At 66.1% G+C, this 12,417-nt stretch carries 11 protein-coding genes; 6 read left to right on the top strand and 5 right to left on the bottom strand.

Going from position 1 to position 12,417, the window contains the following annotated elements:
* Positions 1–502: 502 nt before the first annotated feature.
* The 6 genes from CKW37_RS25690 to CKW37_RS25665 are packed head-to-tail and all read left to right on the top strand — an operon-like array spanning position 503 to position 6,938.
* Positions 503–1,744, top strand: coding sequence for an SfnB family sulfur acquisition oxidoreductase (locus CKW37_RS25690; RefSeq protein WP_095159005.1), 1,242 nt, complete (start codon positions 503–505; stop codon positions 1,742–1,744).
* 20 nt (positions 1,745–1,764) lie between these two features.
* Positions 1,765–2,970: an SfnB family sulfur acquisition oxidoreductase gene (locus tag CKW37_RS25685; protein ID WP_095159004.1), complete on the top strand. Its 1,206-nt coding sequence runs from the start codon at positions 1,765–1,767 to the stop codon at positions 2,968–2,970.
* Positions 2,970–4,376: an LLM class flavin-dependent oxidoreductase gene (locus CKW37_RS25680; protein WP_095159003.1), complete on the top strand. Its 1,407-nt coding sequence runs from the start codon at positions 2,970–2,972 to the stop codon at positions 4,374–4,376. Before CKW37_RS25685 ends, CKW37_RS25680 begins: the two co-directional genes overlap by 1 nt.
* Complete coding sequence (locus tag CKW37_RS25675; protein ID WP_095159002.1) at positions 4,369–5,175, top strand: MetQ/NlpA family ABC transporter substrate-binding protein; 807 nt, start codon at positions 4,369–4,371, stop codon at positions 5,173–5,175. Before CKW37_RS25680 ends, CKW37_RS25675 begins: the two co-directional genes overlap by 8 nt.
* 1 nt (position 5,176) lies before the next feature.
* Positions 5,177–6,304: a methionine ABC transporter ATP-binding protein gene (locus CKW37_RS25670; protein ID WP_095159001.1), complete on the top strand. Its 1,128-nt coding sequence runs from the start codon at positions 5,177–5,179 to the stop codon at positions 6,302–6,304.
* The gene (locus CKW37_RS25665; protein ID WP_095159000.1) at positions 6,294–6,938 is read left to right on the top strand and encodes a methionine ABC transporter permease; all 645 of its coding nucleotides are present in this window, start codon (positions 6,294–6,296) and stop codon (positions 6,936–6,938) included. The genes CKW37_RS25670 and CKW37_RS25665 overlap by 11 nt, the downstream gene beginning before the upstream one ends.
* Before the next feature lie 389 nt (positions 6,939–7,327).
* On the opposite strand, the gene CKW37_RS25655 is transcribed toward CKW37_RS25665, so the two are convergent.
* From CKW37_RS25655 to CKW37_RS25635, 5 genes are read right to left on the bottom strand one after another with little or no spacing between them, the layout of a single operon-like run.
* Positions 7,328–8,728, bottom strand: a complete 1,401-nt coding sequence (locus CKW37_RS25655) for an efflux transporter outer membrane subunit (protein WP_095158999.1) — start codon at positions 8,726–8,728, stop codon at positions 7,328–7,330.
* Positions 8,725–9,600 carry an HlyD family secretion protein gene (locus CKW37_RS25650; RefSeq protein WP_095158998.1) on the bottom strand — a complete coding sequence of 292 codons (876 nt, stop codon included), beginning with the start codon at positions 9,598–9,600 and terminating at the stop codon, positions 8,725–8,727. The genes CKW37_RS25655 and CKW37_RS25650 overlap by 4 nt, the downstream gene beginning before the upstream one ends.
* Positions 9,597–9,809: a DUF1656 domain-containing protein gene (locus CKW37_RS25645; RefSeq protein ID WP_095158997.1), complete on the bottom strand. Its 213-nt coding sequence runs from the start codon at positions 9,807–9,809 to the stop codon at positions 9,597–9,599. The genes CKW37_RS25650 and CKW37_RS25645 overlap by 4 nt, the downstream gene beginning before the upstream one ends.
* On the bottom strand, positions 9,806–11,896 hold the full coding sequence (locus CKW37_RS25640) for an FUSC family protein (protein ID WP_095158996.1): 2,091 nt from the start codon (positions 11,894–11,896) through the stop codon (positions 9,806–9,808). Before CKW37_RS25640 ends, CKW37_RS25645 begins: the two co-directional genes overlap by 4 nt.
* On the bottom strand, positions 11,893–12,345 hold the full coding sequence (locus tag CKW37_RS25635; protein WP_095158995.1) for a MarR family winged helix-turn-helix transcriptional regulator: 453 nt from the start codon (positions 12,343–12,345) through the stop codon (positions 11,893–11,895). The genes CKW37_RS25640 and CKW37_RS25635 overlap by 4 nt, the downstream gene beginning before the upstream one ends.
* Between the last annotated feature and the right edge of the window lie 72 nt (positions 12,346–12,417).

Below are 12,417 nucleotides of genomic sequence, written 5' to 3'. Positions count from 1 at the left end.
CTTTCTCGGTCACTTGCTTGACCGCTTCGATCTTGAATTCTTCGGGGTAACGCTGACGACTCATGGCTCCTCCTATTTGGGCCTCATTATGAGGCTTGGAGGTGTCTACGAAACTAGGGGCGATTCAGGTAGTGATGAGTCAGCCGACATATCTTCAGCGCTCTCAAGATCGAGCGCCGCGCGGGCGGCGCTCGATCTTGAAAGCGCTAGAAAACTTCCGGCATGCGCCTGGTGGCCATTACTCGTTCTTTGGACAAACGCCCTCCAGCCACCACATGACCGAAAGATGTGTAAATAGCCTGCAGCGATGAGGCCCTAAATCCCCCACCAACAAACTGTTGATCCCCTGTTGCAACAGCAACACCCCTCTGTCTATCCATATTCCCAATCGTTAGTTCAGTAAATTTTTATAAACGATTACGGTATATGCACCGGACCACCGGACCCCACGTATCTTCAGTCGCTGTGCGCACGCGACGTTTTCCATAGATGAGGTCAGGTCATGTCCAATCTTGCCAATAACGCCGTTCACAGCGATCTGGATCACGCGCCGTTGCTGCTCCCCGCCAAGGTTCTGCGCAACGATGCCGAGGCCCTGCAGGCCGCCCACGAACTGGCCGCCGTCGCCCGCCCACAAGCCGGCAAACGCGACCAGCAGCGCAAGCTGCCCTGGGCCGAAGTCGAGCAGTTCACCCGCAGCGGCCTGGGCAGTATCAGCATCCCGCGTGAATACGGCGGTCCACAGCTTTCCTTCGTCACCCTCGCCGAGGTGTTCCGCATCATCAGTGCGGCCGACCCGGCGCTGGGGCAAATCCCGCAGAACCAGTTCGGCCTGCTGCAACTGCTGCGCGGCGGCGCCAACGACCGGCAGAAAGAAGTGCTGTTCGGCTCGGTGCTCGACGGCTGGCGGATCGGCAATGCCGGCCCCGAGCGCGGCACCAAAAACACCCTCGAACTCAAGGCGCGGATCACCCGTCAGGGCGATGGCTATGTCATCAGCGGCCAGAAGTTCTATTCCACCGGCGCGCTGTTCGCCCATTGGGTGGCGGTCAAGGCGCTGAACGACGAAGGCCGCACGGTGCTGGCGTTCGTTCGCCGTGGCACCCCGGGCCTGCGCATCGTCGACGACTGGTCGGGCTTCGGCCAGCGCACCACCGCCAGCGGCACCGTGTTGCTCAACGAAGTGCCGGTGGACGCCGAACTGGTCGTCGAGAGCTGGCGCCTCGCTGACACCCCGAATATCCAGGGCTCGGTCTCGCAACTGATCCAGGCCGCCATTGACGCCGGCATCGCCGAAGCCGCCGTGGACGACGCCATCGCTTTCGTCCGCGAAAAGGCCCGCCCCTGGGTCGATGCCGGTGTCGAGCGCGCCAGCGACGACCCCTACGTGATCGCCGATATCGGCCGCCTGAAACTCGAACTGCACGCCGCCCAGGCGCTGCTGACGAAAGCCGCGCGGGTGCTGGATGAAGTCAACGCCGCGCCGGTCGACGCCGCCTCCGCCGCCCGCGCCTCCATCGCCGTGGCCGAGGCCAAGGTGCTGACCACCGAAATCTCCCTGCTGGCCAGCGAGAAGCTCCTGGAACTGTCCGGCAGCCGCGCGACCCTCGCCGAGTTCAACCTGGACCGGCACTGGCGCAATGCCCGGGTGCACACCCTGCACGACCCGGTGCGCTGGAAATACCACGCCGTCGGCGCCTACCACCTCAACGGAACCCTGCCCGCCCGGCACTCCTGGATTTGACCAGACCACTGGAGCCCCTTATGAGCCTTCATTCGCAACCGCACGACGCCGTGGCGGTCATCACCGACGACGCCCAGGCCCTGGCCATCGCCGAGCAGATCGCCGGCCAACTGCAACACGACAGCGCTCTACGCGACCGTGAACGGCGCCTGCCGCACCCGGAACTGGAGCTGTTCACCCGCTCCGGCCTGTGGGGCATCAGCGTGCCGAAAGCCTTCGGCGGCGCTGGCGTGTCCAACGTCACCCTGGCCAAGGTCGTCGCCCGCATCGCCCGGGCCGACTCGTCGCTGGGACAGATTCCGCAGAACCATTTCTACGCCCTGGAAGTGCTACGCGTAAACGGCACACCCGAGCAGCAACAGCGGCTGTACGCCGAAGTGCTGGCCGGCAGACGCTTCGGCAACGCCCTGGCCGAGCTGGGCACCAAGACCGCCAGCGACCGCACCACCGCGCTGACCCGCGACGGTGACGGCTACCGCATCAACGGCCGCAAGTTCTACGCCACCGGCGCGATCTACGCCCAGCGCATCCCCACCTCGGTGGTCGATGAACACGGTGTGCAGCAACTGGCCTTCGTCCCCGCCGACAGCGCCGGGCTGAAGGTCATCGACGACTGGAGCGGCTTCGGCCAGCGCACCACCGGCAGCGGCTCGGTGGTGTTCGAAAACGTCCGGGTCGAGGCCGCCGATGTGCTGCCGTTCCAGAGCGCGTTCGAGCGGCCGACGCCGGTCGGCCCGCTGGCGCAGATCCTCCACGCCGCCATCGACACCGGCATCGCCCGCGCCGCCTATGAAGATGCCCTGCACTTCGTGCGCACCCGCACCCGGCCGTGGATCGACGCCAACAGCGACAAAGCCACCGAAGACCCGCTGAGCCTGAAGACCTTCGGCCACCTGGCGATCCGTCTGCACGCCACCGAAGCCCTGCTGGAACGCGCCGGCGAATTCCTCGACCGCGCCCAGGCCGACACAAACGCCGATACCGTGGCCGCCGCCTCCATCGCCGTGGCCGAAGCCCGCGCCCTCAGCACCGAGATTTCCCTCGCCGCCGGCAGCACCTTGTTCGAGCTGGCCGGCAGCCAGGCCACCCTCGCCGAACACGGCCTGGACCGCCACTGGCGCAACGCTCGCACGCACACCCTGCACGACCCGGTGCGCTGGAAATACCACGCCATCGGCAACTACTACCTCAACGATCAGAACCCACCGTTGCGGGGGACCATCTGATGGCCAAGAAAAAGATCCTGCTCAACGCCTTCAACATGAACTGCGTCGGGCATATCAACCACGGCCTGTGGACCCATCCGCGGGATACCTCCAGCGAGTACAAGACCCTCGAATACTGGACCGACCTGGCGAAGCTGCTGGAACGCGGCCTGTTCGACGGCCTGTTCCTCGCCGATATCGTCGGCGTCTACGACGTCTACCAGCAGTCGGTGGACGTGCCGCTGAAAGAGTCGATCCAGTTGCCAGTCAACGACCCGTTGCTGCTGGTCTCGGCCATGGCCGCCGTCACCCGCAACCTCGGTTTTGGCCTGACCGCCAACCTCACCTATGAGCCGCCGTACCTGTTCGCCCGGCGCCTTTCCACCCTCGACCACCTGAGCCGGGGCCGGGTCGGCTGGAACATCGTCACCGGCTACCTGGACAGCGCGGCCAAGGCCATGGGCCTGGACGCACAGCCCGAACACGACCGCCGCTACGACCAGGCCGACGAGTACCTGGAAGTGCTCTACAAACTGCTCGAAGGCAGTTGGGAAAACGACGCGGTGCTCAACGACCGCGAACGGCGCATCTACGCCCAGCCGGACAAAGTGCACAAGGTTCGCCACCACGGCGAGTTCTACAAGGTCGAGGGCTATCACCTCAGCGAGCCGTCGCCGCAACGCACGCCGGTGCTGTTCCAGGCCGGTGCTTCGGAGCGTGGCCTGACCTTCGCCGGGCAGCACGCCGAATGCGTGTTCATCAGCGGCCAGACCAAGGCCGCGACCCGCGCCCAGGTCGACAAAGTGCGCGCCGCCGCCGTCGCCGCCGGGCGTGATCCGCACGCGATAAAAGTGTTCATGGGCATCACCGTGGTCGTCGCCGCGACCGAAGAACTGGCCCGTGCCAAGCACGCCGACTACCTGCGCCATGCCAGCGCCGAAGCCGGCGTCGCGCATTTCTCCAGCTCCACCGGCATCGACTTCTCGGCCTACGAACTGGACGAACCGATCCAGTACGTGAAGAGCAACGCCATCCAGTCCGCGACCAAGCACCTGCAAAACAACGACTGGACCCGCCGCCGCCTGCTCGACCAGCACGCCCTCGGCGGGCGCTACATCACCCTGATCGGCTCGCCCGACCAGGTCGCCGACGAGCTGGAAAGCTGGATCGCCGAAACCGGTCTGGACGGCTTCAACCTGGCCCGCACCGTCACCCCGGAAAGCTACGAAGACTTCATCGACCTGGTGATCCCCGAGCTGCAACAACGTGGCTCGTACAAGACCGCCTACGACAACGGCCCGCTGCGGCAAAAGCTGTTTCCGCAGGGCACTGCCCACCTGCCCGCCGACCATCCCGGCGCCGGCTACCGCCACAACGCCCAACCGACCACGACCGCCCAACCGACCGGAGCGCTACAGCATGCTTAAGACCCTTTTCGGCCGCCCCGTCGCGGCACTCGCCCTCACCCTCGGCCTGATCGGCAGCGGCCACGCCGCCGATGCGCCACTGAAAGTCGGCACCACCGCCGCCTTCGCCATCCCGCTGGAAGCCGCGGTCGGTGAAGCGAAAAAGCAAGGACTGAACGTCGAACTGATCGAGTTCAGCGACTGGATCGCGCCCAACGTCAGCCTCGCCGCCGGCGACATCGACGTGAACTACTTCCAGCACATCCCGTTCCTGGAAAACGCCAAGTCCGCCGCCGGCTTCGACCTGGTGCCCTACGCACCCGGCATCATCAACAACGTCGGCCTCTACTCGAAGAAGCACAAGAGCTCTGCGGAACTGCCGGAAGGCGCCACCGTGGCCATCGCCAACGACCCGATCAACGGCGGTCGCGGCTTGCAACTGCTGGCCAAGGCCGGCCTGATCAGCCTCAAGCCGGGTGTCGGCTACAAGGCCACCGAGGACGACATCGTCGGCAACCCGAAGAAGATCAAGATCCTTCAGGTCGAGGCGGTGCAACTGGTTCGCGCCTATGAAGACGCCGACCTGGTCCAGGGCTACCCGCATTACATCCGCCTGGCCAACACCTTCGATGCCGGTTCCGCGCTGCTGTTCGACGGCATCGACCACAAGGAATACGTGATCCAGTTCGTCATCAAACCGCAGAACAAGGACGACCCGCGCCTGGCCAAATTCATCGACATCTACCAACACTCGCCGGTGGTTCGCGCCGCCCTCGACAAGGCCCACGGCAAGCTGTACCAGCCGGGCTGGGAGAGCTGAGATGAGCACCGCCAACGCCCGCGTGGCGCTGGACTCGCCGAGCCTGCCGGAACCCCGGCAGACCCGGCAGCGGGCGCTGCATCCTGAAGTGAACAGCGCCCACGTGCGCTTCGTCAGCCTGAACAAGACCTACCCGGGGCAGGACGCCCCGGCCCTGGCCGATATCGACCTGAACATCCAGCACGGTGAAATCTTCGGCATCATCGGCCGCAGCGGCGCCGGCAAGTCGTCGCTGATCCGCACCATCAACCGCCTGGAACACCCCAGCAGCGGCCGCGTGCTGATCGACCAGGTGGACATCGCCGAGTACGACGAAGACAAGCTGGTTACCCTGCGCCGACGCATCGGCATGATCTTCCAGCACTTCAACCTGATGTCGGCCAAGACCGTGTGGCAGAACGTCGAGCTGCCGCTGAAAGTGGCCGGCGTGCCCAAGGCCGAGCGCCAGCGCAAGGTCACCGAACTGCTGGAACTGGTGGGCTTGCAGGAGAAGCATCACGTCTATCCGGCGCAGCTTTCCGGCGGACAGAAACAGCGCGTCGGCATCGCCCGCGCACTGGTGCATGACCCGGCGATCCTGCTCTGCGACGAAGCCACCTCGGCGCTCGACCCGGAAACCACCGAATCGATCCTCGGCCTGCTGCGCGACATCAACCAGCGCCTCGGCCTGACCATCGTCCTCATCACTCACGAGATGGCGGTGATCCGCGATATCTGCCACCGCGTGGTGGTGCTGGAACGCGGGCGCGTGGTCGAACAGGGCGAGGTCTGGCAAGTGTTCGGCGACCCACAGCACGACGTCAGCAAAACCCTGCTGGCACCGTTGCAACCGGCCTTGCCGCCCTCGCTGCTGGAGCGCCTGCTGCCCACCGCGCCGGAGGCGCGAGCGACGTTGGTTTTGCGTTTGCGGGTCAGCGGCCAGGACCGCGACGCGCCGGACCTGTCGGCGCTGTTCATTGCCCTTGGCGGCAAAGTCAGCCTGTTGCAGGGCGGCATCGAACCGATCCAGGACCGTGCCCTTGGCCAACTGGTGATCTCGGTCGCGGGGTCGCCCCACACCCATGACAGCATCATCGAACGGGCCCGGAACTGGGCCGCGCAGGTGGAGGTACTTGGCTATGTGGTTTGATCGCTTGTTGCAGGGCGTCGTCGACACCCTGCTGATGGTCGGCGTGTCCTCGCTGATCGCACTGCTGGCGGGGATTCCGCTGGCGGTGATCCTGGTCACCAGCGGCAAGGGCGGGATCTTCGAAGCGCCGAACGTGAACCGCGTGCTCGGCGTGTTCGTCAACCTGTTCCGCTCGATACCGTTCCTGATTCTGATGGTCGCGCTGATCCCCTTCACCCGGCTGATCGTCGGCACCACCTACGGCGTGTGGGCGGCGGTCGTCCCGCTGACCATCGCCGCGACCCCGTTCTTCGCGCGGATTGCCGAAGTCAGCCTGCGCGAAGTCGACCACGGCCTGATCGAAGCGGCGCAGGCCATGGGCTGCCGGCGCTGGCATATCGTCTGGCATGTGCTGTTGCCCGAGGCGCTGCCGGGAATAGTGGGCGGCTTCACCATCACCCTGGTGACCATGATCAACTCCTCGGCCATGGCCGGCGCCATCGGCGCGGGCGGGCTGGGCGACATCGCCTACCGGTACGGCTACCAGCGCTTCGACACCCAGATCATGCTGACCGTGATCGTCATGCTGGTGGTGCTGGTGGCGTTGATTCAGGTAAGCGGGGACCGATTGGCGCAGCGGTTGAACAAGCGGTGAGGTAGCGCCGGGATCCTGGCTTAAAGCCAGACTGCATCCCAGTGAGAGTAATCTCTTACCCTTCTGGCCAACCCGGCCCGCATATGTCAGGCATTACTATCCAAGCCAGCGAGTTGGCTGCACCCTCCGTTTGTGCCAGACGGAATTGCTCAACCACTAGACGGGCCGGCCTCAAGTCCTGAAACACGGCTTTGCGCCCCTCCGCTACGCAGGTCAGTAAATACAGCCGCCCGCGTTCGGAAAAACGGCCAATACGTAACAGCTCGGAGGCTGGGTAGGGCATGAGGCAGTCCTTGAAAAGATGAGCGTTCAAGGTAGTCAGGCGCTGCGCCGCCGATCGCGGATGAATCCGCTCCTACACCTGCAGTGAGCCTGCTAGCGATTGCGGACTACCAGCCCCCGCCGAGTGCCAGGAACAACCCGATCTGCCCCATCGCCACCTGGGTATTGGCCGTCGCCAGTTGCGCGCGCATGTCGGTGTAGGTGCGGGTCGCTTCCAGGTCGGCGAGGAAGGACGCCCGGCCAGCCTGGTAGAAACGGTGGGTCTGATCCGCCGCCAGCCGCGCCGAGCGCTCTGCGTCTTGCAGCGCATCGCGACGGTCCAGCAAGGCGCTGTACTGGGCCAGGCTGGTCTGGGTTTCGCGGATGGCGTTGAGCACCACGCCGTCGAAGTTTGCCAGCGCGGCCTGGGTGCTGGCCTCCGCTTCGCGAATCCGCGCCCGCGAGCCGTTGGTCGGCACGGTCCAGGTCAGCAGCGGGCCAAAGCCCCAGCGGTTGGTGGCCGGCTTGCCGAGGTTTTCCAGGATGCCGATGGTGCCCACTTGCGCGCCGATGCTGATATCCGGGTACAGCTGACCCGTGGCCACGCCGATGGTCGCGGTGGCCGCCGCCAACTGGCGCTCGGCGCGCCGCACATCAGGGCGGCGCTTGAGCAGCGCAGCGCCATCGCCCACCGGAATCAGTTGGGCGATATGCGGCAGTTCGGCGCAGTCGGCGGTGCCGGCGGGCAACTGGTCGACCGGCTTGGCCAGCAGCATCGACAAGGTGAACAGGCCGGACTCGCGGGCCGCCTGGTAGCGCGGCAGCTCGGCGCGCAGGGATTTGAAGCGGGTTTCCGAGCGGGTCACCTGGGTTTCGTCGCCACGCCCGGCATCGCGCAGGCGCTGGGTCAGGCTGACGCCCTGCTCCTGCAGGTCCAGCGATTCGCGGGCGATGTGCAATTCCTCGTTGGCCGCGCACACCTGGGTGTAGGCGCGAACCACGTCGGCGACCACGGTGATCCGCGCCGTGTCCGCCGCGGCCTGGGCCGCGTCGGCATTGGCCTGGGCCGCCTCGACGCCACGCTTGAGGGTGCCCCAGAGGTCGAACTGATAGGAGGCGCTGAGGATCGCCTCGCCGATGTTCGCCACCGGCACTTTGTCAGGCTGCAGGAACGCCTCGCCCGACTCCTGCAAGCGCTGCGCCCCCAGCTTCACGCCGCCGCTGAAACCACCCTGGGCCTCGGCTTCCTCGACTTGCGCACGCGCGCGGGCAATGTTGGCCGCCGCCACGCGCAACTCGCTGTTGGCCGCCAGCGCCTGATTGACCAGGGTATCCAGCCGCCCGTCACGGTACAGCCGCCACCAATCACCGGGCACCGGCGCCGACACCACGCTGTCGGCATCGGCGCGCAGCGCACCTTGCAGGTCGCCACGGTTGAGCGCCGCCTTCTCTGGCAGGTGGTAATCCGGCCCGACCATCTGGCAGGCCGAGAGCATCAGGCTGACGCCCAGCAGCGACAGCTTGTTCATTGATGCGCGTCCTCGATGATCGACACGGTGGCGGTCCGCCCGGCGATCAGGCGGAAATCCGCGGGCACGTCATCGAAGGCGATCCGCACCGGAATCCGCTGCGCCAGGCGCACCCAACTGAACGCCGGGTTGACGTTGGGCAGCAGGTTGGCGCCGCTGCTGCGGTCGCGGTCTTCGATGCCGGCGGCGATGCTCTGCACATGGCCGCGCAGGCGGGTGCTGTCACCCATCACGCGGATGTCCACGGACTGGCCGATGTGGATGCCGGACAACTTGGTTTCCTCGAAATAGCCATCGACGTGGTACGACTCGCTGTCCACTACCGACAGCACCGGACGGCCGACGCTGACGAACTCGTGGGCGCGCGGCGCGCGGTCGTTGAGGTAGCCGTTGACCGGGCTGCGCACCACCGAACGGTCGAGGTTGAGCTGCGCCGCGTCCACCGCCACCTGGGCTTCATCCAGCGCGGACTGGGCACGGGCCTGACGCGACTGGCTCTCTTCCAGTTGCTCGGCCGCCACCAGGTTGCCGAGACCCTTGTTGCGTTTGGTCTCGCGCTGCGCCTGGGCCAGGGTTTCCTTGCGCTCGGCGAGGGTCGCCTGGGCCTGGCGCAAGGCCAGGTGGAAACGGTCCTGGTCGATGGTGAACAACACGTCGCCGCGCTTGATCAGTTGGTTGTCGCGGACCTCGACCTTCTGGATCAGGCCGGAGACGTCCGGGGCGATCTGGATCACGTCGGCGCGGATATGCCCGTCGCGGGTCCAGGGGGCGAACATGTAATACAGGACCATCTGCCAGACCAGCACGGTCGCCAGGGTCACTACCAGCAGCGTCAGGACAACACGGCCCAAGGTCAACAAAGGTTTTTTCATGGCAGCATCAGGCTTCGGCAAAAGTGGTCCACCGTACCGAGCAGCACGGCGTAGAGCGCAACGTTGAAGAGTGCCCGGTGCCAGACCAGGCGATAGAAATGCACGCGGTTGAGTACGGCATGCAGTGCGAGGAACAGCACATAGGTCAGCAGCATCATCACCAGCAGCGTGGGCAGGAACACCCCGCTGATATCCAGTTCACCGATCACAGGGGCGCTCCATCGATGCCATAAGGCAGTTGCGGTTGACGGTCGGCGGGCTCCAGCACCACTTCCACACCCGGCAGCAGCGCCAGGCGCAGGCCGCTGAGCGCGTGCAGCAAGTGCAGGCGGGCATCGCCGTGGCCGTCCATGGCCGCAATATTCAGGGCGCGGCGCGCCAGTTCCATGCTGCCCAGCAGCGCGGGCGGCGCGTGCAGGCGCTCGCGAGCGTCAAGGCAGGCCTGGAAGTGCGCGCCGACTTCCGCGATGACTTTTTCCAACGCCGCCCGAGGCTGCGCCGACGCCCGCGGCAGGTACGCCAGCAGGTCGAGCAGATTGAGGCCGACACGCAGGTCACGCAGGGCGCTGCCACTGTCCTGGCCGGTCTGGTTCAGGCGCGGCAGGTGCTGCATCAGGCGGTCGAGCATCTGCACGCCGAGGCGCCGATGCTCGGCAAGCGTCGCCGGCCGGGTCATGCCGACGATGTCGCGCCAACTGAAGCGGGTCAGGCGCTTGGCCGCCAGCTCGACGCCGAACGGGCGCATCACCAACGTCCAGAGGAAGGCGAACAGCAACCCCACGGGCCCGGCGATGTTGGCGTTGACGAAGGCCAGGAAGTCGGCGTCGTAGGCGCCCTGGATGCTGATGAACGACGCGGTGTTGACGATGGTCAGCAACGTGCCGAGGTAGAAACGCGGCTGCACGGTCAGGGTGCCGACGCAGATGAACGGGATGGCGAAGGCCAGCACCAGCATCGGGAAGTCATGCAGGTTCGGCAGCACCAGGAACAGGTAGAGGCTGGCGAACACCACCGACAGCGTGGTCCAGAAGAAGAACCGGTAGATCTGCGGCGCCGGGTCGTCCATTGCCGCGAAGAAGCTGCACGCCACCGCCGCGAGGATCACCGCGCTGGCGCCATCGGCCCAGCCCGTCAGGACCCACAGGGCGGTGGCGGCGAGGATCGCGGTGAAGGTGGAGAACACCGAATAGAGCATCAGGCCGCGGTCGAAGAACGGCGTCAGCCGGCCGAGCCGCCAGTGCCGGTACACGGCGCGCCAGGGCGAGAGGTCTTCGCGGGCGATGGCGTGTTTCAGGCTGCAGCAGTCCTGCCACAGGTCGATCCACTCGCCGAGCCGATAGAGCGCGTTGGACAGCAGCAGGCCGGGGCGTTCATCCAGCTCGGCGACGCTGGGTTGCAAGCGTTCGAGCTGTTCGCGCAGCGCCGACCAGCGCGCCACCGAGGCGTCTTCGGCCGTGGCGCGCAGCCACTCACGGGTGCTCGCCAGCAGCGGCTGCAACGCTCGAGCCTCCTGCGGCGCGCGGGCTTCGAGGGCGAGCAAGGCGTCGTCCAGCGCATCGATCACCGGCAGCAGGTGAATCATCCGCCCGCGCAGTTCGCGGGCGTTCTTCACCGTCTGCGGACGGGCGCCTTCATGGGAAAGCTGGCCGATCATCATTTCCAGCGAGTTGAAGGTGGTGACCATCGAGGCGCGCAGGCTGCCGACGGTGTCGGCGGCGGTGTCGCGGGCGAGGAAGGTGTCGCTGTAGCGGATCGCTTCGGCGAACCAGTTGCCAGTGGCACCGACGAACACCGGGGTCAGCCGGCGTGGCCAGAACACCGCGCCGACCACCGCCGCGCAGACGATACCGAGGCAGATTTCCTGGGCCCGCGACGAGGCGATATCGAACACCGCCAGCGGGTTGTCGACCACCGGCAAGGCGATCATTGGCAAGGTGTAGCCGGCCAGCATCAGGGTGTAGCTGTTGGCGGTGCGCAGGTGCAGCGAAAGGAACAGCAACGTGGCCGTCCACAGCGCGACGGCGATGGTCAGCAGCACCGGCGCCTGCACCAGCATCGGCACCAGAAACACCGCGCCGGCAGCACCGATCAGCGTGCCGACCGCGCGGTACAACGCCTTGGAACTGGTGGGCCCGACGAACGGGCTGGAGACGATGTACACCGTGGCCATCGCCCAGTAAGGCCGCGGCAGTTGCAGCAGCAGGGCGATGTACAGCGCGATCATCGACGCGGCGAAGGTGCGCACGCCGTAGAACCAGTCCCGCGCCGGTGGCATGGAGCTGAAGAAGTCTTTCACAAGGGCAGGCCCGGCGAGCGCTGGGCCGCCTCTTCGAAGGCTTTGACCACGCGCAGCGCGGCTTCCAGGTCGGCGGCGGAAATGTCCTTGAGCACATCGCGGCGCAGGCGCACCAGTTCGCCCTCGATGGCTTCGGCCAGTTCCCGGCCCTTGTCGGTCAGGCTCAGGGCCTTGGCCCGGCGGTCGCCCGGGTCTTCGCTGCGGCAGACGTAGCCGGCACCGCACAACTGATCCAGCAGGCGCACCAGCGACGGGCTTTCCACCCCCACCGCCTGCGCCACCGCGACCTGATGCACACCGTCACCCAGGCGCAGGATCATCAGCAGCGGCACCGCACAGGCTTCGGAAATGCCAAAGCGCGCCAGCGTGGTCTGGCAGATGCGCCGCCAGTTGCGGCTGGCCGCGACCATGCCGCTGCTGGTGTTCATTTGCAGTGCGTCGAGTTTCATGGGAACGGTAGTGACCATATTCATAGTTTGCTAACTATCAATGTTCTTCGATCACGCCCCCGAGCGTCAATA

It is taken from the genome of Pseudomonas sp. Irchel 3E13 (genome assembly GCF_900187455.1).
Classification (GTDB): Bacteria; Pseudomonadota; Gammaproteobacteria; order Pseudomonadales; family Pseudomonadaceae; genus Aquipseudomonas.
The sequence above is the reverse complement of the archived record's forward strand: the minus strand, read 5'-3'. Positions and strand labels throughout refer to the sequence as shown.